20 protein-coding genes are annotated in these 24,867 nt (G+C 39.7%); 11 read left to right on the top strand and 9 right to left on the bottom strand.

The features are described 5' to 3' along the window. Both znuB and znuC read right to left on the bottom strand, forming a co-directional pair. Positions 1–786: a zinc ABC transporter permease subunit ZnuB gene (znuB, locus tag PR808_RS01045; RefSeq protein WP_206084173.1), complete on the bottom strand. Its 786-nt coding sequence runs from the start codon at positions 784–786 to the stop codon at positions 1–3. After that, on the bottom strand, positions 779–1,546 hold the full coding sequence (gene znuC / locus PR808_RS01040; protein WP_206084174.1) for a zinc ABC transporter ATP-binding protein ZnuC: 768 nt from the start codon (positions 1,544–1,546) through the stop codon (positions 779–781). The genes znuB and znuC overlap by 8 nt, the downstream gene beginning before the upstream one ends. Positions 1,547–1,622: 76 nt before the next feature. On the opposite strand from znuC, the gene znuA reads away from it, so the two are divergent. From znuA to PR808_RS00995, 9 genes are all read left to right on the top strand, one after another. Beyond that, positions 1,623–2,582 (top strand): zinc ABC transporter substrate-binding protein ZnuA, encoded by a 960-nt coding sequence (gene znuA / locus PR808_RS01035; RefSeq protein WP_206084175.1) that lies wholly within the window; start codon positions 1,623–1,625, stop codon positions 2,580–2,582. A 20-nt stretch (positions 2,583–2,602) separates the two neighbouring features. Beyond that, positions 2,603–3,940, top strand: a complete 1,338-nt coding sequence (gene mepM / locus PR808_RS01030) for a murein DD-endopeptidase MepM (RefSeq protein ID WP_241016837.1) — start codon at positions 2,603–2,605, stop codon at positions 3,938–3,940. Positions 3,941–4,058: 118 nt separating this feature from the next. Continuing rightward, positions 4,059–5,033: a lauroyl-Kdo(2)-lipid IV(A) myristoyltransferase gene (gene lpxM / locus PR808_RS01025; protein WP_206084176.1), complete on the top strand. Its 975-nt coding sequence runs from the start codon at positions 4,059–4,061 to the stop codon at positions 5,031–5,033. A gap of 1,253 nt (positions 5,034–6,286) precedes the next feature. After that, positions 6,287–7,144 (top strand): LysR family transcriptional regulator, encoded by an 858-nt coding sequence (locus tag PR808_RS01020; protein ID WP_206084177.1) that lies wholly within the window; start codon positions 6,287–6,289, stop codon positions 7,142–7,144. 188 nt (positions 7,145–7,332) lie between these two features. Next, positions 7,333–7,854 carry a fimbrial protein gene (locus tag PR808_RS01015; RefSeq protein ID WP_206084178.1) on the top strand — a complete coding sequence of 174 codons (522 nt, stop codon included), beginning with the start codon at positions 7,333–7,335 and terminating at the stop codon, positions 7,852–7,854. 58 nt (positions 7,855–7,912) lie between these two features. Further along, positions 7,913–8,575 (top strand): fimbrial biogenesis chaperone, encoded by a 663-nt coding sequence (locus PR808_RS01010; RefSeq protein ID WP_272538480.1) that lies wholly within the window; start codon positions 7,913–7,915, stop codon positions 8,573–8,575. Between the two features lie 12 nt (positions 8,576–8,587). After that, on the top strand, positions 8,588–11,074 hold the full coding sequence (locus PR808_RS01005; protein WP_272538479.1) for a fimbria/pilus outer membrane usher protein: 2,487 nt from the start codon (positions 8,588–8,590) through the stop codon (positions 11,072–11,074). An 8-nt stretch (positions 11,075–11,082) separates the two neighbouring features. Then, positions 11,083–12,102: a fimbrial protein gene (locus PR808_RS01000; RefSeq protein ID WP_272538478.1), complete on the top strand. Its 1,020-nt coding sequence runs from the start codon at positions 11,083–11,085 to the stop codon at positions 12,100–12,102. 136 nt (positions 12,103–12,238) lie between these two features. Then, positions 12,239–12,667: a DUF7832 domain-containing protein gene (locus PR808_RS00995; protein ID WP_272538477.1), complete on the top strand. Its 429-nt coding sequence runs from the start codon at positions 12,239–12,241 to the stop codon at positions 12,665–12,667. Positions 12,668–12,753: 86 nt separating this feature from the next. Here PR808_RS00995 and pyk read toward each other — a convergent pair whose 3' ends face one another. Both pyk and PR808_RS00985 read right to left on the bottom strand, forming a co-directional pair. Further along, complete coding sequence (gene pyk, locus PR808_RS00990; protein WP_206084183.1) at positions 12,754–14,196, bottom strand: pyruvate kinase; 1,443 nt, start codon at positions 14,194–14,196, stop codon at positions 12,754–12,756. Positions 14,197–14,395: 199 nt separating this feature from the next. Then, complete coding sequence (locus tag PR808_RS00985; RefSeq protein ID WP_206084184.1) at positions 14,396–15,241, bottom strand: MurR/RpiR family transcriptional regulator; 846 nt, start codon at positions 15,239–15,241, stop codon at positions 14,396–14,398. Positions 15,242–15,712: 471 nt separating this feature from the next. Between PR808_RS00985 and zwf the strand changes: the two genes are divergently transcribed. Continuing rightward, positions 15,713–17,188, top strand: coding sequence for a glucose-6-phosphate dehydrogenase (zwf, locus tag PR808_RS00980; RefSeq protein WP_206084185.1), 1,476 nt, complete (start codon positions 15,713–15,715; stop codon positions 17,186–17,188). Between the two features lie 102 nt (positions 17,189–17,290). Here zwf and PR808_RS00975 read toward each other — a convergent pair whose 3' ends face one another. From PR808_RS00975 to fepB, 5 genes are all read right to left on the bottom strand, one after another. Then, on the bottom strand, positions 17,291–18,073 hold the full coding sequence (locus PR808_RS00975; RefSeq protein ID WP_272538476.1) for an ABC transporter ATP-binding protein: 783 nt from the start codon (positions 18,071–18,073) through the stop codon (positions 17,291–17,293). A 73-nt stretch (positions 18,074–18,146) separates the two neighbouring features. Beyond that, positions 18,147–20,222, bottom strand: coding sequence for a TonB-dependent receptor (locus PR808_RS00970; RefSeq protein ID WP_272538475.1), 2,076 nt, complete (start codon positions 20,220–20,222; stop codon positions 18,147–18,149). Positions 20,223–20,419: 197 nt separating this feature from the next. Continuing rightward, positions 20,420–21,460 (bottom strand): FecCD family ABC transporter permease, encoded by a 1,041-nt coding sequence (locus PR808_RS00965; protein ID WP_241016838.1) that lies wholly within the window; start codon positions 21,458–21,460, stop codon positions 20,420–20,422. Further along, entirely contained in the window at positions 21,457–22,503 is a 1,047-nt protein-coding gene (locus PR808_RS00960) for a FecCD family ABC transporter permease (protein ID WP_272538474.1), read from the bottom strand. The genes PR808_RS00965 and PR808_RS00960 overlap by 4 nt, the downstream gene beginning before the upstream one ends. Further along, positions 22,466–23,428 (bottom strand): Fe2+-enterobactin ABC transporter substrate-binding protein, encoded by a 963-nt coding sequence (gene fepB / locus PR808_RS00955; RefSeq protein ID WP_206084188.1) that lies wholly within the window; start codon positions 23,426–23,428, stop codon positions 22,466–22,468. Before fepB ends, PR808_RS00960 begins: the two co-directional genes overlap by 38 nt. 116 nt (positions 23,429–23,544) lie before the next feature. On the opposite strand from fepB, the gene PR808_RS00950 reads away from it, so the two are divergent. After that, positions 23,545–24,852, top strand: a complete 1,308-nt coding sequence (locus PR808_RS00950; protein ID WP_272538473.1) for an NtaA/DmoA family FMN-dependent monooxygenase — start codon at positions 23,545–23,547, stop codon at positions 24,850–24,852. Positions 24,853–24,867: the final 15 nt, after the last annotated feature.

Genomic DNA, 24,867 nt, shown 5'->3' with positions numbered 1-24,867 from the left:
TTAGTTTTTTGCTTTAACTGTTAAGCTGAGCACAAATAAAACGGCAGAAACCAAAACAACCGATGGGCCAGCAGGGGTATCATAAAATGCCGAAAAGGTTAATCCACCCGTGACCGATATCATACCAATTAACACCGCAATAAATGCCATTTGCTCAGGTGTACGTGCAAAACGACGAGCGGTAGCGGCTGGAATAATCAGAAGTGAAGTAATAATTAGTGCACCAACAAACTTCATGGCGATACCGATTGTTAATGCAGTGACTAACATCAATAATAAACGTAAACGTTGAATATTGATGCCATCGACAAAAGCAAGCTCAGGACTAACGGTAATGGATAAAAGCGCTCGCCAGCGATAAAAAAGTAACCCGCAAACGACAATCACACCAATAAAGATCATGATAATATCTTCATAGTTAACAGAGAGAAGATCACCAAATAAGTAAGCCATTAGGTCAACACGTACATTAGCCATTAAACTTACGACCACTAAACCGAGTGATAACGAGCTGTGAGCCATAATTCCGAGTAATGTATCAACGGCAAGTTGTGGACGTTTTTCAAGCCAAACTAAAATTAGTGCAAGTAAAAGGGTAACGGCAACGACAGCATAAAAAGGGTTAATATTTAGTAATAACCCAAAGGCAACACCCAATAAAGAAGCATGTGCTAAAGTGTCACCAAAATAGGACATGCGACGCCAAACAACGAAAGAGCCTAATGGCCCCGCTGCAATCGCAAGTAACATGCCCGCTATCCAGCCAGGTAATAATAACTCAATCATGCTTGCAGTCCTTGCTGTGTTGATGGCTACGAATAATATTACCTTCTAAATCATGTTGGTGATTATGTTGATGGCGATATACCCCTAATTGTTGCGCACCGCGATACCCAAACATAGCAACAAATTCAGGGTGATTGGACACCACATCAGGTGCACCTGAACAACAGATATGGCCATTAATACAGAGTACTTTATCTGTTTTTGCCATCACTAGGTGTAAGTCGTGAGAAACCATAAGTACGGCACAGCCAAGCTCTGTTCTTAATTGATTAATTAAGTCATACAAAGCAACTTGACCTGTAATATCAACACCTTGCGCAGGCTCATCCAGTACGAGCAAGTCAGGTTTGTTGAGCAATGCACGTGCGAGTAAAACGCGTTGAGTTTCACCACCCGATAACTTTTGCATCGGTTGCTCTAGAAGATGAGTCGCATTAACACGCTCAAGAGCAGGTAATAAATGTTCTTGGCGAACACCTAGCTTGAGTAACATAAAACGCTTTACTGTTAGGGGGAGCGTTGTATCTAAATGCAATTTTTGAGGAACATAGCCAATAGCAAGTGATGAGGCACGTTCAATTGAGCCTGAAGTTGGGGGAAGTAACCCAAGAACAACACGTACTATGGTTGATTTTCCTGCACCATTTGGCCCTAAAAGCGTCACAATGTCTCCTTTGTTAAGTTCAAAGGACACATCTTTAAGGACTTGCTTGTCACCAAATGAAACAGAAATTTTATTTAAAGTCAGTAATGGTTGCATATGAAAAACATCTTGCAGAAATCATGTTGTGTTATATTATAACATTTCAAAATTAAAATCACGGAAAAAGACTGCTATGATACATAAATCGAAACACATTGCCCGTAAATTTCTTTTCGGAGCTGTGGCGACCTCCGTATTGAGTGCAACATTGGTGTCTACCTCAAATGCGGATGTGGTAACATCGATTCGTCCATTGGCTTTTATTGCCTCAGGTATTGCTGATGGCGTGACGGAGACACAAGTTCTACTGCCAGACGGTTCATCCCCGCATGATTACGCATTAAAACCTTCTGATTTGAAAAAAATTAAACAAGCAGACTTATTTGTGTGGGTTGGACCTGATCTCGAAATGTTTTTACAGAAGCCTATCAATACGTTACCTCAGAATAAACGTCTGGCACTAGCGGAACAGACAAACATTAAATCACGACTTATGGCCGAGTCTCATGAAGATGAACATGACCATGAACACTCGGATGAAGCTAATCATGACAAGGATCACGAACATCATCACCATGGTGAGTATAATATGCACATCTGGTTATCCCCAGAGATCGCAAATTTCGCTGCACAGGACATTCATGATCGTTTAGTAGAGCTTTATCCTGATCAAAAAGATAAGCTAGACGTAAACCTTCGTAAATTCAGAGAAAATATGGCGCAAAGTGATAAAAAAATTGCTAGTATTTTGCAGCCAGCTCGAAACAAGGGTTATTTTGTTTTTCACGACGCTTATGGCTACTTTGAAAAACACTATCAACTCGCTCCTTTGGGGCATTTTACGATAAACCCAGAAATACAGCCTGGTGCGCAGAAATTACATCAAATACGAACACAATTGGTTGAGCATAAAGCGCAATGCGTTTTTGCTGAGCCACAATTCAGGCCTGCAGTAATTGAAAGTGTAGCGCGTAATACGGGAGTCAAAATGGGAACTCTCGACCCACTCGGAATTGGGCTGGTACTTGGACCAGATAGCTACATGCAGTTTTTGACAAACTTGTCGGAACAATATGCCAGCTGCCTGAATTAAAAATAGAAGGAATTGTTTAAGTGCAGCAAATGGCCAAAGGTCTGGCTCAGGTATATGGTAGCCTGTCTAGAACTCATAAAATCGTATTAAGTACGCTTACAGTCGCTACCATGGCCGTCGCAATTTGGCGGCCAGTTCATGTTCCAACGACTTCTGAAAATGATGGTATGCCTGATACCATCATTCCTCTAGCGTTATTACCTTCCACTGATGCCACTGACGATATTATTCAAGATAGTAGTGATCAATTACCTGACGAAGGTCTTGCAGATACCGAAGCAGAAGCAGATGGTGCGGAGGGGGAGACAACGCCGTTAGCCCATGAATATGTTGTTGCAAGCGGTGATAACTTAACAACAATTTTAACTCAGTTTGGTATTGAAGCTGGGGATGTTGCAACACTTTCGAATCAACATAAGTCACTGAGAAACCTAAAAATAGGTCAGGCACTAAATTGGTCTTTGACAGAGCAAGGTGAATTAGAATCACTAACATGGGAAGTGAATCGCCGTGAAACGCGGGTATTTAACCGAGTAGGCACGACGAATAAATTCGAAGAGGTTAAGCAAATTCGTACTGGCGAATGGACGAACAGTATTTTAAAAGGTACTGTTGATGGTTCTTTTGCACAAAGTACCAGTAAAGCAGGTTTAACACGTAATGAAGGCCGTGAAGTTATTAAAGCGCTACAATGGCAAATTGATTTTCGTAAATTGAAAAAAGGCGATAAATTTAGTGTGTTAATGAGCCGTGAAATGCTCAATGGCCGCAGCGAACAAAGCCAGCTTGTTGGTGTACGTTTGCAAACTAATGGTAAAAGCTATTATGCGTTCCGAGCTGAAGATGGCAAATACTATGATAGCGAAGGGAATGGCTTAGAACGTGGTTTCCTGCGTTTTCCAACAGCGAAACAATTTAGGGTTTCTTCCCAGTTCAATCCTCGTCGTGTCAATCCAGTAACAGGGCGTGTTGCACCACATAAGGGTGTAGACTTTGCAATGCCAGTAGGGACACCCGTTTTAGCAGTTGGTGACGGTGAGGTGATTGTGTCGAAATACAGTGGTGCTGCGGGCAACTTTATTGCTATTCGTCATGGTCGCCAATATACCACTCGTTATATGCATTTACGTCAATTACTTGTTAAACCTGGTCAAAAAGTCAAACGTGGTGACCGCATCGCATTGTCAGGTAATACAGGGCGCTCGACAGGGCCGCACTTGCATTTTGAAATGTGGGTAAATCAGCAAGCGGTTAATCCTTTAACTGCCAAATTACCAAGTTCAGGTGGGTTAACAGGTAAAGAGCGCAAAGAATACTTAGCGTTAGTTAAAGAAACAAAACCTCAACTGAAGCTGTAATAAATTCTTCTCCTTTCATAACTGGCAGGTACTTGTATCTGCCAGTTTTTTTTGAAATGCTTCCATAAATCATTATTTTAAGCTATAAAAATATAGCCATTATTCACTTGAGTGCAGTATGAATAAAGATAAAGACACAGACAGTAAAAAAGGCTATGTGCCAACATTTCATCGTTCTTATTTATTGCCAAAATATTGGGGTGTTTGGTTGGGAGCCGCTGTATTTGCAGGGCTTGCTTATATACCTGTTAAAATTCGTGACCCGATGCTGGCTAAAATAGGCAAATGGGTGGGCAGAATAGCCAAAAGTGCTCGTCGTCGTGCGAAGATCAACTTACTTTATTGCTTTCCTGAGTACACGGAAGAGCAAAGAGAAGATTTAGTTGATCGCATGTTTGAAACTGCACCGCAGTCTTTTGTCATGTTGGCGGAATTGTGCCTACGAGGGGCAAATAAAACGTTAGCACGTACACATTGGCATAATGAAGAAATCATTCAGCGGTTAAAAGAACAACAAAGTAATGTGATTTTTATGGTGCCACATGGGTGGGCAGTCGATGCACCTGCGATGTTATTAGCGGCAAAAGGCCAGCAAATGGCCGCAATGTTTCACCATCAAAAGAATCCTGTTGCAGATTATCTTTGGAACAAAGCGCGCTATCATTTTGGTGGCCGCCTCCATTCGCGAGAGGCGGGGATTAAGCCATTTATCGCATCCGTGAGGCAAGGGTACTGGGGATTCTATCTTCCTGATCAAGACCATGGTGAGGAACACAGTGAATTTGTTGATTTCTTTGGTACATACAAAGCGACACTTCCTGCAATTGGTCGTTTAATGAAAGTATGCAAAGCGAAAATTGTGCCGCTATTTCCAGTATATGATCATAAAACTCATCAATTACACATTTATATTCGTGAGCCAATGGATGACATTGATGGGAAAGACGATGAGTATATAGCACGTAGGATGAATGAAGAGCTTGAATACCTCGTCTTGCCTAGCCTTGAACAATATACATGGATTTTAAAACTATTGAAAACGCGCAAAAAAGGGGAGATAGAACCCTATCAACGTAAGGATCTGTACCGGTAGTGCGACTTAAACGTTACAATTGAAACCATCACATTACTGTGGTGGTTTTTTTTCGCTAAGAATCATGATATTCAAGCCCAATGTGTTTTTATAATTTTATAAGTTTTAACATGAAAATTTAACATAAGGTAGGGTAATCCTAGGTTAAAATATTTATTTTTAGACTTACTTCTAAAATTAAAAAATTCACGAAGATAATCCATATATAATATTTCATTCTCAATTTATTGAAATTTAAAGAAATATTTTTATTTATTGTCATTTGCATTCCATAAATTAACCTCATTTTCTACGTCAAAAACCATATTTCCCTTTTTAAATGCTTTTAAAGAGTAAGTAAACTTTATCTATTTGATGATTTGATAAAGTTTATCTATGTTATAGTTTAATGTTTTACATATTTATATTTAATGTAATTCTTCATATACATTGATTTTTTGAACAAAACAGAAATCTAACCTTTATGTCTAATCTATAACACGCATTTAAAATCGACTTAATAAGCCAGATGATTGAGGGCAATAATACGGGTTATAGGTAAAATAAATTTCAGTTAGGGAGTGCGTTAAGCGGAAGACTAATATATTTATCTATCATCATGACTGGAAAAAAACATGCTGGTTTTGCTAAACCCTCAAAATTAGAGATAAATGTGATGAAAAATGGATGTTTAGGCTAACATTATTAAATTAGCACGCACAGATCATGGTTTCTACCGTTGACTATTGTGCTATATTTCATTTTTTATATGAGTTTTTTTAAATGTGAAGCATTTAATGTTAATTTATTATCATAAAAAGACTAACTATTAATGATAATGCAGGGGGGTAATTTATTCTATTATGATTAGAATTATGTTATTTTTATGATTAAATATAGATGGTAATTTAATCGTATAAAGAGAAATTTAATGATAAAGTAAAAAAACAAATTATATTAAAATAAAAATTAAATAGTTTATTTCTATTTGTTATTTTAAATGAAAAATAAAAAGTCTATTGTTTTTATTTATTAAGTTTTAAATTAATTAAATATTATTGATTTTCATTTGATTTTTTAATTGTTAATAAATAAGAAACAATTGACCATTTAAAAACTAATGTTTTAATTTTTAAGAAAATTAACTTAAAAAAAACTAAACATATGTTTGTTAATTAACCTCTATGTATAAATACCTATTAACGCATTTAAAATATATTGCTATATTTTAATGGAATTAAAAAAATAACTTCAGGCTAATACTTGGAGAGATTATGGAAAAAACCCGAACGACATTAGATCAATGGATTACTTTACAAGCTGTCGTTGACTATGGTGGCTTTGCTCAAGCAGCTGAAATTTTGCATAGAACACAATCATCAATTAGTTATACGATTAGCAAATTAGAGCAAACATTGGAACTTGAGATATTTTCTTTAGAGAGACGCCGTGCAGTACTCACTAAACAGGGCGAACAACTTTTAGCATTATCTAGGGAGGTTACAAATAAAGCAATTTCATTAGAAGAGTTGGCTAAATCATTGAATTATGATGGTAATGGAAAAATTAATATTGTAATGGACTCTTTGTATCAAAGTGATGAAATACTTGAAAAAATAGGACAGTTCACACGTCTAAGAAAGGATTATGATATTGATTTTAAAAGAGTTTCATTAGATAGGGCCGATGTGCTATCACTGAAAAATTATGATTTGCTCATTACTCATCATAAAATTGAGTCTTTAAACCCAATTTATTTAGAGCAAGTTGATGCTATTTTAGTGACAAGCCCAGACCATAAATTACAATCATGTAATGAGTCTAATGTGCTGAATTTATTAGAAAAAACAACACATATCGTTCTGCTTCCTGCTTTTGGTGAAGTTGAGAAAAGCATTCAGACAATTAATGTAGCTAACGTTGAAATAGCGGTAAAATTAACTGAAAATTCAGTTGGATATTCATGGTTACCTAAAAATCTAATACAGGATGAGCTGAATAATAATTCACTAAAAGAGCTGAGAATTGCAAATAAAAGCAATGAATATCGCTTTTATATGTATTTGAATAAAAATTCAATGGTGAGTGATATTTTAAAATATTACCTTATCGATAATGATAAAAATAAATAAATACATCTTTTTTTGAATGATAAAAATAAACATAAAAATTTTAGATGTAATTTAAAAAAATTCAATGTATCAATTTGTTAACTTAACTAAAGGTAAATGGTATATTCCGTCCGCACTCCCAATATGAGTAATGCAATTATTCATTAAGTAATAATTAATAATTAAAGATCTATATTATAGGAACTATTATGAGTATTCTAAAAAAATCCCTAACAGTAATAGGGGTGGCTTTAGCTGTAACATCTGCGTCAACCGTTTTAGCTTCAGGTACAATTAATTTTACTGGAGAAATAACAGATATCGCTTGTACAGTAGATAGCAACTCTAAAAATTTAAATGTTGACCTTGGGAAAGTTTCATCAAAAAGCTTAGCTGCACAAGGTGAAGTTGCTGGACTAAAGGATTTTACAATTAAGCTTGTTGATTGCCCAGCTAACTCTAAAGTGACAGTACGTTTTGGCGGCACACGTGATACGGCTGACCGTGACATTCTTGCGATCAACCAAGCTGCGGGCGTTGCTAAAAATGTGGGTATCGCTTTATTTGAAAAAGATGCAACGACACAAATTAAACTGTTTGAAGATTCAAAAGAAGTTGAATTTGATGGTGCAACAGTCGATTTAGACTATGTTGCTCGTTATAAAGCAACGGGCGCTGCAACCGCAGGTCCTGCAAACAGCAGTGCAGTTTATAGTATTCAATACCATTAATACTATTAGAGGGTGGTATTCGCCACTCTCTATCTTTCCTTAAATCCAGGCTGTGTTTATGAAAAGAATATTACTTTCAGTATTTTTATTTACGTTCACTATGTCCAATTTTTCTTACGCAGCAGGTATTAGCGTTGGGGGAACACGATTTGTTTATGAAGAGAATAAACGTGAAATTGATATTCCAATTTATAATAGTGATAAAGAAAAACCATTTTTAATACAAAGTTGGGTATCACCCTATGAAGGTGAAGGAAAAATGCCATTTATAGCGACGCCACCTTTATTTAGGATTGAACCTAACACAAATGGTTCTGCACGTATTTCATATATAGGCGAGCCAATAGGGGCTAATCAGGAAAAACTGTATTTATTGAATATCAAATCTATACCACCAAAGGATAGTGGAATAGAAAACGAATTACAGATAATTATTAACTCACAGTTTAAATTATTTTTGCGTTCAAAAGATATTGAGCCATTCGACTTCGAAAAGGTTTTTTTAGTAAAAAAAACCGATGGAATTATGATTAATAATCAAACACCTTACCATTTGTCGATAAAAAATATATTAGTGAATGGCAATGTGGTAAATGGCAAAAACCTAATTTACCCATTTAACAACGATTATATTCTTAAGAAAAATATGAACAATGATAATTCTATAGTGGTGCAATTTATTAATGATTATGGCGCCATTATTGAGAAAAAAAACAAGTAAGAGTATATAAAAATGTCAGTTGCCTGCGCGAAAAATAAGCTAGCCTATTCTAAAATATTTATACCTATCAGCATGGTGATTTATACAAATAGTGCTATTTCTGAAGATATATTTGATATTAATGCAATTAATACAGGCATTGAAAGCCAAGTGGCGGACGTTAATAGTTTAGGCTACCTTTCGCAAGTCGGTGGACAACTGCCAGGTACTTACTATGTCGATATCTATATAAACAATAATTTAGTTGTGAACAAGAGCATAACCTTTGTTTATGACAATAAAATAAAAAAGCTCATCCCTGAAGTGACAAAAAAAATGTTATTAGAATGGGGGGTGAAAAATTCAGTAAGCCAAGAATTCTCAGATATGAATGAGAACGAATATGTGAAAAACATTGAGACACTTATTCCGGGGGCGAAGCTGGGCTATCATTTTGAAGTTAATCAATTGCAATTAAGTATTCCTCAAATTGGGTTAGAGAATACGAGCCGTGGTTACGTTGAACCAAGTGAATGGGACGACGGAATTAATGCCGCGTTTGTTAATTATACAGCAAGATATAACAAGTATTGGTATAAAGACAGAGATAACAATAATAACTCATTTCTAGGTTTGAGAAGTGGCATTAATTTAAATGCATGGCGGCTAAGAAATCATAGTACATACAGTAAAACGATGGATGAAAGCCATTGGAATAACCTACAAACTTATTTAGAACGGGATATTCGAACATTAAAAAGCCGTTTAACGATTGGCGAAACATCTTCTGATAATGGTGTAATGGAAAGCAACCCGTTTCGTGGGGTTAGATTAGCGTCAGATGAGAGCATGTTACCACAAAGCCAGAGGGGCTTTGCACCTGTTGTAACGGGAATTGCACAGACCAATGCCATTGTGACGGTAAGGCAAAATGGTAATGTCATTTACCAAACGACAGTACCGCCAGGTGAGTTTTCGATTAATGACCTTTACCCAACATCTTATAGTGGTGATTTAGACGTTACTATTGAAGAAACAAATGGTACAACACGTTCTTTTATTCAACCATTTTCAGCTGTGCCAATGATGCAAAGGTCTGGAGCGCTAAAATACAGTCTCGATATTGGTAAATATAATGTTGATAATGCGCGAAGAAATCCTAATTTTGCACAAGCTTCTGCAATTTATGGTTTACCTTATAACATGTCGATATATGGTGGTTTTTTAGTTTCCGCTGATTACCAAGCTTATACAATGGGAACTGGCATCAATTTGGGAAATATTGGCGCTATCTCAACGGATATTACGCAAGCCTCGACAACATTAATTGATAAAACAAAAGCGGATGGGCAATCATATCGCGTTCAATATTCAAAATACCTGCCTGGTACAGGTACATCATTTTCGTTAGCTTCATATCGTTATTCAACAAAAAACTATTATGATTTTTCTTCATCAAATAACTACTTCTACGATATAGGCAGGAAAAAGCAACAATTCCAAGCGTCTATTTCACAGTCATTGGATGGAGTTGGCTATTTTTCCGTCAATGGCTATCAACAGTATTATTGGGATAAGGGCGGTTCAGATAAAAATTTGACAATGAGTTTTAGTTCAAATTACAACGCGATGAACTACAGTGTTGCTTATTCATATATAAAGCAAGACTACTCTAATACAAATGATCAAATGCTTTCGGTGAATTTGAGTATCCCATTTGATATTGGTCAGAAAAATAATTGGGTTAATTATAGTTTTAATACTAGTCGTAAAGGAGATTCAACAAGTTCGCTTAGCTTTAATGGCACACGTTTAGAAGATAATAACCTTCAATACGACCTTACTCAACGTTATAACCATAGCAGAAATGAATACAGTAATTCGATAAGTGCTAACTATATTATTTCTGCAGGAGAATACAGTGCTGGATATAACTATGATCCTAAATATAACTCTGTAGATTTAGGTGCAACAGGTGCGCTGTTACTGCATTCTGGCGGAATGACGGCATCTCGAACAATTTATGACTCAGCGGTATTAGTTAAAGCGGAAGATATCGACAATCTTAAAGTGAATAACTCCCAAGCTTTATATACGGATGCCTCGGGTTATGCGGTTATTCCAACAGTGACACGTTATGAACGTAATAAGGTAAGTGTGGATACTGCCACATTGACAGGAAATAATGATGTTGCAATCAATACGACGACAGTTGTTCCGACACAAGGTGCAATTGTATTAGCAAATTTCCAAGCGAAACGCGGGGCAAGAATTTTATTAAGATTAATGAATAAAGATAATCCGATTGCTTTTGGTACTCAAGTCTTCGTGTTTGAAAAAGATAAACAAGTGACTAGTGGTATTGTAGCCAATGATGGTGAAGTGTATTTAAGTGGTGTACCAGAGCAAAGTTTTATTAAAGTGAAGTGGGGGAATAAACCAGCGCAGCAATGCACTGTGCCGCTTTTATTATCACTAGAGAGTGACAAAATTCAGTTTATAGAACGCGTTTGTGAATAGGAGTTATCATGAAAAAATTAGGTTTAATATTCTGTATTCCTGCGCTTTTATATTCACAATCTGGTTTCGCAGAATATAGAGCTGAATTTGCGACAAGAACAAAAGATGTAGCAAAAACACTTTATGTGCCTCGAACTTTGCCTGTTGGCAGTTTTATTGATTCGGTCGATTTGGGAGGTTACACACCGTGGGTTTGGTGGAATGTCACAGGTCGAACAGAAGTGGGAATTTATCTTACAGGGCTTTCAGCTCCATCAATAAAAATCCCTGGTGTTGGTTATGTGAGAGAGATCAACAGCTCAGGTGTAGGCTATGCGCTTCATGGCACAGTGACAAGCCCTTGTTCAGGAAATGCATATGTTGACGGCGTGAATACTAAAGATGGAAATATTAGCAATAGAATGATTTGTGGTGTTAATTCATCTTCAGCATCCTATTCCGTACAGTTAAGAGCAGATTTTTATAAAGTGGGTGAAAATGTTACAACACAAACATTACCCAGTATTGAGGCTGCAATGCTTATTTTGTACAACAATGGTTTTATTACGTCTGATTCATATGGAAAAACGGAGCCACGAGTCATGATGGGTCCAGTAAAGGTAGTTTCAAGCGGGTGCGAAGTGAAAAATAAAAATATTGATGTTCCTTTTGGAAATGTTAGCAAAACAACTTTTTCAGGCGTGGGGTCAACGAGTCCAGAGAGTCAGAAAAATCTTCAAATACAACTCGATTGTGACCCTATTTCGGCAATTAGGGTAACGTTTATCGGAACACAAGATGCGAGCCAAACACCAGGGGCTATTGCATTGAATGATTTAAGCGACATCAATACCGCGCAAGGTTATGCTATTCAAGTTAAATATAAAGGCGAGCCAATTAAATTGAATCAGCTGATGACTTTAGTCGAAAAAAATAGCAGTGCAGGGTTATATAATATTCCTTTAGAAGCCGCCTATATACAAACACAATCTGCAACGAAAACAGGCAAAGCGAATGGCACATTACAGTTTAATCTACAATATCATTAGCAATGGTAGCTTCTGTATTTAGCAAACAACTAAATGCAGAAGCACACTGTTTTATGCCAAATTTCCTATCAATTAAATGAATTTAACCCTGTATAGTAATGGTCGTTGATAAATAATAATGAAGGTGTAAAAGACAATGGCAATTGATCGTATGGATTGGCACTATGGAGGCGATTACCCTGAAGGGCTTCCTACTGAAAATGGTGGAACGCACATTGGTTTTTACCTGACTTGGATCATTCAAAATAATTTAGTTGGTGAGTTTCACCTTGAAGAATCGGAAGATGAAGTTGAGTTAGTTAAAGCACGAAAAATGGATGGTCGCGAATTCTTAATTTCTATGTGTGATGAAAAATTTATCAGTGAAGATTTAAACGATGAAGGTAATGCGTTCACTGAGTTTTATTACGGGGCAGAAGAAGGTGGGTACTTCGATGATTATGAACGTGTTTTACAAAGTGATTTACCGTCTACTTATCATGTTGAAAATAGTTGGGAAAATTACGATAAAATTGCCGTAATAATTAGCGATGCGTTTGCCAAGTGGAAGAAGGCAAGAGCTTGATGATACGGATATGATAAAGGCAGCGAATAACCGCTGCCTTTTATGTTCGATAACCTAATTCCGCTCAGTTGAACACAGAGGGAAGATTATTCGACTTCTAAGATACGGCAAGTATTAGTGCTTCCTACTGTACCCATCAGGTCACCTTGGGTCACGAGGACGATATCTCCACTCATTAAATAGCCGTTATCACGTAAGCGAGTGACGGCCTCAGCTGCAGCTTCAATACCATCAGTGTGTGTGCTACAGAAAACAGGGGTAACGCCGCGATACAATGAGCACTGGTTCAGTGTTTTTTCGTGACGTGACATAGCGAAAATAGGTAAGCCAGAACTGATGCGGGACATCATACGGGCGGTACGACCTGATTCAGTCATCGCAATAATTGCTTTTACCCCTTTCAGATGGTTAGCTGCGTACATCGTTGACATCGCGATGGCTTCTTCAGGGCTGCTAAATTCAGCATCTAAACGGTGTTTAGACACATTTAAACCAGGCATTTTTTCTGCGCCAAAACAAACTTGTGCCATGGCGGCAACGGTTTCTGCTGGGTACTGACCCGCGGCGGTTTCTGCGGATAACATCACCGCATCCGTGCCATCTAACACTGCATTCGCCACATCCATGACTTCTGCGCGTGTTGGCATTGGGTTTGTTATCATTGACTCCATCATTTGGGTTGCAGTGATAACGACACGGTTTAATTGACGTGAACGGCGGATTAGCTTTTTCTGGACAGCAACGAGTTCAGGATCACCAATTTCCACGCCTAAGTCACCACGAGCGACCATAACAACGTCAGAGGCAAGGATAACTTCATCCATAACTTGGTCATTTGCAACGGCTTCTGCACGCTCAACTTTCGCTACGATTTGGCATTCACAACCTGCGTCACGCGCTAAACGACGCGCATAATCTAAATCTTCCCCTGAACGTGGGAAAGAAACTGCTAAGTAGTCGACATTAATTTTAGCGGCAGTTTTGATATCTTCTTTATCTTTGTCTGTTAACGCTTCAGCAGAAAGGCCACCACCTAATTTATTGATACCTTTATTATTTGATAATTGGCCGCCAACGGTTACTTCCGTAAAGACTTGCAAACCTTGTACTTCACGGACTTTTAATTGAACACGCCCATCATCAAGTAGCAGGATATCACCAGGAACGACATCAGCAGGTAACCCTTTATAGTCGATGCCGACTTTTTGCTGGTCACCTTCACCTTTGCCTAAGTTTGCATCAAGAATGAATTTATCACCGATATTTAAGAATACTTTACCGTCTTTAAACGTAGAAACACGAATTTTAGGACCTTGCAAATCACCGAGGATCGCAACATGGCGACCTAAACGAGCGGCAATTTCACGCACTTTGTTAGCACGTAGCTGATGGTCTTCTGGAGTTCCGTGGGAGAAGTTAAGGCGAACAACATTGGCACCTGCATTGATAATTTTTTCGAGGTTATTATCACGATCAGTAGCTGGACCAAGAGTTGTAACAATTTTAGTTCTTCTAAGCCGTCTAGACATGTATGACTCCGTTGACCTGTAATGGTGTTGATAAAAGAGTGAAACCATTTCACTCCATTTCGAAACCTGTTTACTGCAAATAGGGATGCTGACACGAGCACAGCTATTATATACTGCAAATTTCTTAATGCTATCAGGTCTGTAAAACTATTAAAGTCCGATGAGCACAGAAAGACATTTTATCCTGTCAGTTTTAGCTTTAGACGTTATCAAACCGCGAATCGCGTAAGGCTTCTTTGACACGCTTCAAGTTATCTCTAAATTTTTCACCTCTTCTTAACGTAAATCCAGTTGTTAATACATCAACAACAGCAAGTTGCGCCATTCGAGAAACCATCGGCATGTATATATCAGTATCTTCAGGGACATCAATAATGATAGATAATGAAGCGGCTTGTGCCAGAGGGGCATTTTCTGAAGTGATAGCGATGACCGTTGCATCATTTTGTCGGGCTAATTGAGCCATCTCAACAAGGGCTTTTGTTCTCCCAGTATGGGAAATGAGCACAATGACGTCCCCTTCAGTACTATTCATACAGCTCATACGTTGCATGACAATATCATCAAAATACATGACAGGAATATTAAAGCGAAAAAACTTATTCATTGCATCGTGAGCGACGGCAGCGGATGCGCCGAAGCCAAAAAAACTAATTTTTCGTGCTTGGGTGAGTAAGTCAACAGCTCGATTAATTGCGCCGATGTCAAGCGTATGTTTCACATGATCAAGACCTGCCATCGCGGATTCAAAAATTTTGTGTGTATAGGTGTTTACTGTATCCGTTTCTTCTACATGTCGATTAACGTAGGGGGTGCCATTAGCCAAGTTTTGGGCGAGGCGAAGTTTGAAATCGGGAAACCCTTTGGTATCCATCTTCCGGCAAAATCGGTTAACTGTAGGTTCACTGACATCAGCTAATTGAGCAAGGGTTGCGATACTCAGATGAATAGCGCGCTGTGGCATCCCTAAAATCACTTCAGCCACTTTTTTCTCCGATTTGCTTAAAAAATCGAGGCTGGTTTTCATTTGTTCTAAAATATTCATAATAGCAAAAGCGCCTATTTCATCAAAAGGAGAAATTTTTCTGCCATCACGCTATGTTATGTTTCATTATAAGCTGGCTGTCGTGAGGCAATCACTTAGAGTGAAAATATACTATGTGCGGTAAGTAGGCTATCTGAATGCAGGTGATAAATGGCAGCTTTTTTGTAAACTTTGAAGCGTATCTAATTTTCACCTCAGTAAGTTGACCTCATTTTTTGTCATTTTATTACGGAAGCTGGCTCCTTTCAGTTTTCGTGTTAGTTTTACGGGTAGGATGACATAAAGTGTATAATGGCAGTTAAGAACAATGATATGCTGCTTTTTTCAGCATAAAAACTGTGATCAGTATCATGAAGATTTACTGAGCACTAGCAACAGGGTACATTAGCGGAATTAGGGCTAATTTTAACAAAATTACAATAAGGCCTATCCTAGTTAGGTCTTAGATTCCGCAAATTGAGGAGAACCAATATGGCGGTACATAATGCTGCTCAAGCTTGTGACTTAATTATTTTCGGTACCAAGGGAGATCTCGCGCGTCGTAAGCTGCTTCCTTCTTTATATCAGTTGGAAAAGGCGGGTTACATCCACCCTGACACACGAATTATCGGCGTAGGCCGTGCAGATTGGACACAAGCTGATTATGTCGAATTCGTTAAAGAAGCGTTAGACAAATTCTTAAAAGAAGAACTCGATTCAGCATTGTGGGAAAAACTCAGTGCCCGCTTAGATTTCTGTAATTTAGACGTTAACGAAACAGACAGTTTTGTGCGTTTAGCGGATATGCTAAAGCAAGATTCACACCCAGCTATTCATTACTTTGCCATGCCACCAAGCACATTCGGTGCAATGTGCCAAGGTCTTGGTCACGCAAAATTAAACAAAAAACCAAACCGTGTCGTGATGGAAAAACCATTAGGTACTGATTTGGAATCTTCTCAAGAAATCAATAATGAAGTAGCGAAATACTTTGACGAAAGCCAAGTTTATCGTATTGACCACTATTTAGGCAAAGAAACAGTTTTAAACCTGTTAGCGCTGCGTTTTGCAAACTCGTTGTTTATCAACAACTGGGATAATCGTACGATTGACCATGTGCAAATTACTGTTGCAGAAGAAGTTGGGATTGAAGGCCGTTGGGGCTATTTTGACCAAGCAGGTCAAATGCGCGATATGATTCAAAACCACTTACTGCAAATTCTGACGATGATTGCCATGTCGCCACCTGCCGATTTAACCACTGACCGTATTCGTGATGAGAAAGTCAAAGTGTTGCGCTCATTACGCCGTATTGACCATACCAATGTGCGTGAAAAAGCAGTGCGTGGGCAATACACCTCTGGTTTTGTTCAAGGTAAAAAAGTCCCTGGCTACCTCGAGGAAGAGGGGGCTAACAAGCAGAGTATGACGGAGTCATTCGTTGCGCTACGTGTGGATATCGACGATTGGCGTTGGGCGGGTGTGCCTTTCTATTTACGTACAGGTAAGCGCCTACCAGCAAAATGTTCAGAAGTGGTTGTGTACTTTAAAAAGCCTGCACTGAATATTTTCTCTGAAAGCTATCAAGATTTACCACAAAACAAACTGACTATCCGTTTGCAGCCAGATGAAGGGATTGATATCGAAATTATGAATAAGGCTCCAGGCCTTGATCATAAACACCGTTTGCAAACCACTAAATTGGACTTAAGTTTCTCTGAAACCTTTAATCAAACTCATCTAGCCGATGCCTATGAGCGTCTACTGCTTGAAGCAATGCGTGGTATCCAAGCGTTATTCGTACGTCGTGATGAAGTTGAAGAAGCATGGAAATTTGTTGATTCTATCATGGATGCATGGGCAATGGATAACGAAGCACCAAAACCATATCAAGCGGGAACCTGGGGGCCAATTGCTTCTGTTGCAATGATTGCTCGCGATGGCCGTTCTTGGAATGAATTTGAATAATTATAGGTAAAACAGTTATTCATTGCAGTTAAGCCTCATCTTGAAGTGACCCAATAAATTGGTCATCTTACAGGTGGGGCTTTTTTTTGCATAAAAATCGACTTAATAAGGCACTATCATTGGGGTGTGGGTGATAGGGTCAGGCGTAATTAAACAATTGACATCAAATACTTGCTTAATTAATTGAGCGTTGACGATATCTTGGGGCTTGCCTTGGGCAACAATCGAGCCTTTTACCATGACCACGAGGTTGTCTGCATAACGGCAAGCCTGATTGAGGTCATGCAGTACGGTGACAATAGTACGGCCTTGTTGCTGGTTTAAACGCTGAAAAATATTGAGTAACTCTATTTGATAAGCAATATCAAGGTAGGTAGTTGGCTCATCTAACAGGATAATTTCTGTTTGCTGGGCGAGGATCATCGCAACCCAAACGCGCTGGCGTTGCCCTCCGGACAACGATTCGACAGGGGTATCAGCAAATTCAGTAATACCAGTCAGTTGCATCGCTTCAGTAACCGCGAGTTTATCTTCATTGCGCCACTGGTGCATTAAGCTTTGATGAGGAAAGCGGCCTCTAGCCACTAAGTCCATGGCCGTGATACCTGATGGCGCTTGCATTGTTTGTGGTAACAAGGCTATTTGTTGAGCTAATGTTTTAGTCGAATAGGTTGACAATGGTTGCTGGTCAAGGGAAACATAGCCGGAGCGTGGCGTTAACAAACGGCATAAACTGCGCAGTAAAGTGGATTTACCACACCCATTAGGCCCAATGATGACAGTCACTTGGTTATCAGGGATTATTAATGATATATCATGGCAAATAGGGACGTCATGATAACCGAGCGTTAATGCATGGGTTTGTAACCGACTATTATTATTCATATAATTTCATTGTGCTATTAAAATAAGAGGTGCGTTTTACCTACACCTCTATTTGTTGACGTTAAAAGTAATTTTAGAAACGCAGTTCCATTGTTGCACCTAACATTCTAGGGCGTTGATAAATCGCGGTTTCAATGTTGTTATCTGGGATCAAAATACGTTTATCCGAGTCAAACAGGTTTTGGGCAAATACCGTCGCACGTCCCCACTTAAAGTCATAGCCTAATTGCAGGTTTGCAACCCAAAATGAGTCTATTTTGGATGTTTCATTGTTATTAGCTTGCGAGAAGTAATCACCAGAGAACTGCACATTACCACTGATATCAATGGATGGAGTTAATTGGTATTTTGCACCTACATTTGCAGTGTAATTAGGGGCGCGGGCGAGTTCTTTACCTTCGATTCCACTATTACCAAAGTCTTTAATATTGGTTCGCAATAAACCGAGTCCGGTATTGAGTTCTAATGACTCAACGGGCTGATAGGCAACGCTAAATTCAGCACCATAGGTTTCGACTTTCTTTGCATTACGAATCGTGGTCGAATTGGGCCCTAAATAAAAGGGTAATTGCATATCCTTGTAATCGTTGTAGAACAGGTTGGTCATGATTGATAGCTTGTTATCCAATAAGCTATTACGACCATACAAACTATAGTTCCACACGTATTCAGGGGAATATGTATAGGTGACGATTGGTTTTCCAAGGGTTACCCCTGCACCACCCCCGTTATAACCTCGTCCAATTGCGAACCCAACCGTCTGGTTTTGAGCGGGTTTCCATGCAAAATCGGCTTTGGGTAAGAAGGTGTTATAGGTTTCATCGAAGTCGATATATACCGCGGGGCTTCCACCTTTACGAGTATGCTGCTCTCGTTCAAATCGCCCTGATAAAGTAATATCAACTTCGGGAACTACTGCATAGGTGACAGACCCATAAGCGGAAGCAGTTTCTGTTTTATCATCAAAGTAACTGCCACCAAATAAATCGACAAACTCATCTTGTTTACCATGGAAATAGCGCACACCGACGATCCCATTGAGAATGTCGTTATCGGTTTTAAATCGCAGCATTGGTTCTAATTCAAATTCTTTGGCATCAATGTCTGCGCGCGGTGTTGGTGCTTTTGTTCGACGGTGGGTAGTGAACCCCGTATAGATTAGCGTATTTTCCCACGTTAAATTTTCATTGGCTTCCCATGAGGTATTCCAAATACCGCTGGTGGTTTTGCGCTCGATAACAGGTCGGAAACGAGAAGGGGCTTCTGGTGCTAAATTTTTCGCCATATTAGCTTCATTTTGTGGCGAACGGCTATCCATATGTGAGAATGTTAATTTACTTTTAAATTCAGGCATATCGAGGGGTTCGTATAATAATTTGCTACGAACGGTGGTTGACTCAATATCACGTGGATTACCGACAGGGGAGTAGCTATCCATTTTGGTAAAACTTTCACGCTCTTGCTTTTCTACCGTAAAACGAAAAGCGAGTTTGTCATCAATTAACGGCCCAGAAACCATGGCAGCAGTTTGTTGAAAACCTTGTTGGCCGAGGCCCCCTTTTACTGCACCTTCCCAATAAAATGTCGGGTCTAAAGTTTTGACTAAAATAGCCCCTGCAATGGCATTTCGCCCTTGTATGTAGCTTTGTGGGTCACGGAAAATTTCAACGCTGTCAACATCCCATAAAGACTGTGCACCATATCCAAATTCATTGTAAGTAAAGGAACGGCCATCGACAGAAAAATTAACTCGTGGCCGCGTGCCGGCAAGGAAGGCAATTGCACCCTGTGCAGGGCCTGAGCCGTCCACGCCTCGAATAGCGGGTAAGGCATTGCTGTTTCCGGTATCAACGATATTGGGTGTCATCTGCAACAGCGTATTGACATCGGCATTGGGGATAGCTTCAATTTGTTTAAAATCATACACAGTGACACTGGAACCAGTGTCATATATTGATTTATTCAGTTTTTCCCCTGTCACAATTAATACGTCACTGTGGTTTTCACGCTTTTTATTGCTTTGCGAAGTCGATTCGGTATCAGCTGCATACGCTTGTGGAATAGCGACCCAAAGGGTACTAAATAAAGCAGCTTGTACCATCGTTGTTATTGATTTTCTTTTTATATTAATAGCTGGAACATCAGACATTAATCTTTTCCTTCATGCTATGAGCATGTAATAAGACGATTGATGAGATGCATTCACTACTTGCCAGTGACGAAAAATGAACTATTACCATTCCTAATAGCCCATTGAAATAGAAATAAAATTACGTAGCTTATTATTGTTAGTTTTATTATATATAATGATTATCATTACATAAACATAATAATAATCATTAATATTTAAAGATGTGAGCTGCGTGTTAGTAACCAAAGCAAATATAACCCTCCAATGATCCCAGTCATTAATCCAACGGGTAGGGTTAAACCAAAAGGGAGTTGCTGAGAAAGGGTATCTGCACAAATTAGCAGCACAGCGCCCATCAAGGCAGAACCGATAATAGGCAGTTGGCCTGAGTGGCTTAAACGGACAATAAGTTGAGGGGCAGCTAAGGCAACAAAGGCAATTGGACCTGCACAGGCCGTAGCTAATGAGGCGAGCAGGACAGCACTGAAAATCATCATCCATCTTACCCGTGCGACATTGACACCAAGTTGCTGTGCCATATCATCACCCATTTCCATTAATGTGAGTGATTTTGCGTGTACCATAATGAAAGGTAACAAAATCAATAGGCCGATAAAAACAGGGTAAACATGTAGCCATGTGCGTGCATTTAACGAGCCAGCAAGCCACAGATTCGCAATCGTGGCATTATCAATATTGCCTTTCACTAATAATAACGCATTAAAAGCATGCAATATTGCCCCGACACCAATACCGGTTAGGATCAGTGTATAGCCTGACATCTTTCCCTGTTTTAGGGATAAAACATAGACGACTAAAGCAGTGGTTAATCCGCCAAAGATAGTTGAAAAGGCAATGGCAGGGACGCTGCCATTGAAAATGATAATTTGTAACAATGCGCCCGTTGCAGCCCCTGTTGTGAAGCCAATAACGTCGGGTGAACCTAAAACATTACGTGATATAGATTGAAATATCGCCCCGGAAACCCCAAGTGCAGCACCGACGCCGATAGCGGTTAATAACCTAGGTAAGCGAATATCCATGACGATTTTTTGTTGGATGGTGCCCTGTTCTTCACCCATTAAAATATTAATCAGGTTTGGTAACGCAATAGAGAATTTGCCTGTTGTGACAGCCCAAAATGAAAGCATAGTTATGATCAACAGTAATAAACCACATATCACCGTGTCTCTGGTGGAAATTACCCAAGAATAGCGGCGAAAATGCAGGGTTTTGAAGTTATTTTTGTTTTTCATAGCGTAATAATCCGCCAGCGTCTAACCAGATAAATAAAGAAAGGCCCGCCAATTAAAGAGATCATGATACCAGCACTGATTTCCCCAGGTGTGCCAATGATTCGGCCAGTACAATCGGCAATGAGCAGAATGGTCGCACCGAGTAACATTGACATTGGCAATATACGTCGGTAGTCACTACCAACCAGAGAGCGAGCAAAGTGAGGCGCAGTCAGTCCCAAAAAACTAATTGGCCCAACGGCAGCCGTTGCGCTCCCTGCGAGTAATACGATGGCTACGGCAGAAAGAAGCCAGACTCGGTTTTGGTTTGCGCCAAGAGAATGGCTTAGGTCATTACCTAAAATGACCACATCCAATGCTCTCGTCAGGGATAAGGCAATCGCACAACCTATCAAAACCAGACCGCTGATCGGAAAAAGGACATCAAAACCCCGACCTTGCAATGAACCGACAACCCAGTGGCGAAATTGGTCAAATACCTGTTCATCACTATTTACGGTCACCATGTGCGTGATAGCGAGCAAAACAATCGAGAGAGCAACACCGGACAACACCATCCGAATGGGGTTCAAGCCTTGGCGGACTCCGGCTAAAAGATACACAATTACGCCTGCGATACCCGCACCCAGTAGACCGAACCACATATAAATTGTCACATCGGTGATACCTGTGAATGCGATAACCAGAACGATAGCAACCATTGCCCCTGCGTTAATGCCAAACAGGCCCGGATCAGCTAAAGGGTTACGTGTTATTGCTTGCATTAGTGTCCCCGCGGCACTAAGAGCAATACCAATGACAATCGCAAGTAAGGTTCTAGGAAAACGCAGGTAGCGAACTAACAAGTGTTCACTACTTGTGTTATCAAACTGAGTGAAAGCTTGCCAAGTCGTTGAAATAGCAACAGAACGGCTACCAACACCAAGGCTTATAATGGAAAAAGTGACTAATAATAAGCAGCAAATAACCACTGGCCATTTTAGGGAAGTTCGCGTTAATGGCATATCAGGACTCATGCTTTTTAAAACGCGCAACAATGTCATTAATTATTTCTTGCGCACTGTAATAATCAACACGGAATGAATTTGCACCTAGGCCATAAACTTGCTTATTTTTGACTGCATTGAGATTGGCGAGGATCGGGTCTGCCATAAAGTTTTGCGCTTCTTTATCGGTTCCACGTAATAAAAAAGTGGTTGGCGCATTCAGTTGGGTCAGGTGCTCATATTGTGCCCAAACAAAGTCAGAGACAGGTTTATCTTTCGGCTGCCATTCAGAAGGCGCACTTTCAATGCTAAACCCAAGTTGCTGCAGTAAGATGGCGTGAGGACTAGTTTTTAGCGAAACGGGGTTAACTGTTCCGGGGCCAAAATAGGCAATAATATTTGCTTCGCCATCAGGAAGCTGTAATTGGCTTTTACTTTCTTCGATAAATTTATCGAAACCCTCTAAGAGGTCGGTGGCGGCTTTTTCTTGCCCTGTAGCTTGCCCTAATTGCAGGGCCAGACTCTCCCAACCTTGTTTGCCATAATCTAATACAATCGTTGGTGCAATTTGTTGAAGTTGTGAAACTTGTGGGTAAACAGTATCACCGCCATTTATGGACACGACAATTAAATCAGGTGCGACAGCATAGGCCATTTCCAAGTCCACACTGCCAGCAGACCATAACTTTTCAACGCCTTTTTGTTTTGCAATAGCGTCCCATTGTGCAAAAAATTGCCCGTTTGCCGTGGTGGAGCTAGCTATCACTGGCGCATCAATGGCGAGCAATGTACCAGTGATTGAAACAGAGGCGGATAAAATACGCGTTGGTTTACTTTTTATTTCGACCATAGAACCATCCACACTGGTAAAGGTTCTAGGCCATGACTGGCTATCAGCGCCGACAAGGGCGGTTGCCGAAACGATGCTTGAAACACTCAGGGTAGAGAATAGTGTGATAGCGCAGACAAATGTTTTTAACATGGCAGTTTTCCAAACAAAACAGGCTGTTATTAATAGATTAAATATTGTTGTTAATGATAATCATAACCAATATCATTAACAACAAGTATTGAAGTGATCATTAAGGGAAAATGCGAGTGAGAACACAAAAAACGATTTGTATTGGCCTATCACTGTCACCAACTTGGGTAAGTACCCAAAGTGCCAAACAAGATCCTAACCAACGAGAAGCTATTCTGAATCCCAGTTATTATATTGCGCTATCCAAACGCGCAGAGGCGGCAAAACTGGATTTTTTATTTCGACCAGATGCCCAGTTTTTGAATATCGATAAAGGAAACCAAGCCCCAGCTTTTGGCGGAATAGACCCATCTTTATTGATAGCATCAATTGCGCATGCAACAAATCACATTGGTTTTGTTTCCACGATTTCGGCCTTATTTTACCCACCTTATATTGCTGCGAGACAGTTACAGTCTCTAAACTGGATAACTAATGGTCGAGTAGGTTGGAATATTGTCACTGCGCTCAAAGGTCAGCAAAATTTTGGCTTGAAAACGTTACCGGATTCAGAGGAGCGCTATGAAATTGCCAAAGAATTTACGGCTGTTGTTGAAGCTCTATGGGCAAGCCATCCCAATAGCCAACCAGATCAATATCAATCCAGTGAAAGTCGCTACAGCGGTTCATCTATCCAACAAATTAACCACCAAGGGCGCTATTTTAATGTGGAAGGCCCACTGAATATTCCTGCTTATTCGCAGCCTATTCCCTATTTTCAAGCGGGAGCATCACCTGCAGGGCGTGATTTTGCCGCTGCTGTTGCGGATGGTATTTTTGCCGCCACACCGGATATTGACTGTGCAATAGAATTTTATCAGGACATTCAGCGTCGTGTTGTAAGTGCAGGGCGGGAACCTAATGCGGTTAAGGTATTACCAGGTTTGAGTTTTTATTTAGCCGACAGTCGGGAAGAAGCTTATCGTTTGTTTGAACAAACTCACGCCAATGCGGACTCACGAACTAAATTCCGTTATATAGAATCATTAATTAATTTAGACCTAAGCCAGCTACCAATTGACACCGTGATCACGCCCGAAATGCTACCTGAAGGTACCGAAGCGCCATATAGCCAAACGCATGCTCAGTTATTAAGGCGTTATATTTGCCAGCACCAACCTACGATCCAAATGCTGTTATCCGCTCCAGAGGTCAATGGCTCTTCACATTGGCGGGTGATTGGCACGGTGAGTGATTTAGTTGATGAAATTGAGAGGTGGACAGACAAACAAGCTTGCGATGGTTTTATCGCTTTGCCATGTGGTTCAGAACAATCATTAACGTTATTTCTCGAACAAGTGGTCCCTAAATTAGTCGAAAAAGGGATATTCAGGGCAAATTACCAACAACAAACGTTATGGGAGCGCTTACAAAGTGTCGGGTGATGAAACCAATAGGCC

Origin of the sequence: Providencia sp. PROV197 (assembly GCF_028479625.1) — a bacterium.
Lineage (GTDB): Bacteria > Pseudomonadota > Gammaproteobacteria > Enterobacterales > Enterobacteriaceae > Providencia > Providencia vermicola.
Note: the sequence above shows the minus strand (reverse complement) of the source record. Positions and strands in the feature narration are given on the sequence as shown.

Coding starts and splice junctions, on each gene's coding strand:
- znuB (WP_206084173.1), bottom strand. CDS start 786: ATGATTGAGTTATTATTACCTGGCTGGATAGCGGGCATGTTACTTGCG.
- znuC (WP_206084174.1), bottom strand. CDS start 1,546: ATGCAACCATTACTGACTTTAAATAAAATTTCTGTTTCATTTGGTGAC.
- znuA (WP_206084175.1), top strand. CDS start 1,623: ATGATACATAAATCGAAACACATTGCCCGTAAATTTCTTTTCGGAGCT.
- lpxM (WP_206084176.1), top strand. CDS start 4,059: ATGAATAAAGATAAAGACACAGACAGTAAAAAAGGCTATGTGCCAACA.
- PR808_RS01020 (WP_206084177.1), top strand. CDS start 6,287: ATGGAAAAAACCCGAACGACATTAGATCAATGGATTACTTTACAAGCT.
- PR808_RS01015 (WP_206084178.1), top strand. CDS start 7,333: ATGAGTATTCTAAAAAAATCCCTAACAGTAATAGGGGTGGCTTTAGCT.
- PR808_RS01010 (WP_272538480.1), top strand. CDS start 7,913: ATGAAAAGAATATTACTTTCAGTATTTTTATTTACGTTCACTATGTCC.
- PR808_RS01005 (WP_272538479.1), top strand. CDS start 8,588: ATGTCAGTTGCCTGCGCGAAAAATAAGCTAGCCTATTCTAAAATATTT.
- PR808_RS01000 (WP_272538478.1), top strand. CDS start 11,083: ATGAAAAAATTAGGTTTAATATTCTGTATTCCTGCGCTTTTATATTCA.
- PR808_RS00995 (WP_272538477.1), top strand. CDS start 12,239: ATGGCAATTGATCGTATGGATTGGCACTATGGAGGCGATTACCCTGAA.
- pyk (WP_206084183.1), bottom strand. CDS start 14,196: ATGTCTAGACGGCTTAGAAGAACTAAAATTGTTACAACTCTTGGTCCA.
- PR808_RS00985 (WP_206084184.1), bottom strand. CDS start 15,241: ATGAATATTTTAGAACAAATGAAAACCAGCCTCGATTTTTTAAGCAAA.
- zwf (WP_206084185.1), top strand. CDS start 15,713: ATGGCGGTACATAATGCTGCTCAAGCTTGTGACTTAATTATTTTCGGT.
- PR808_RS00975 (WP_272538476.1), bottom strand. CDS start 18,073: ATGAATAATAATAGTCGGTTACAAACCCATGCATTAACGCTCGGTTAT.
- PR808_RS00970 (WP_272538475.1), bottom strand. CDS start 20,222: ATGTCTGATGTTCCAGCTATTAATATAAAAAGAAAATCAATAACAACG.
- PR808_RS00965 (WP_241016838.1), bottom strand. CDS start 21,460: ATGAAAAACAAAAATAACTTCAAAACCCTGCATTTTCGCCGCTATTCT.
- PR808_RS00960 (WP_272538474.1), bottom strand. CDS start 22,503: ATGACATTGTTGCGCGTTTTAAAAAGCATGAGTCCTGATATGCCATTA.
- fepB (WP_206084188.1), bottom strand. CDS start 23,428: ATGTTAAAAACATTTGTCTGCGCTATCACACTATTCTCTACCCTGAGT.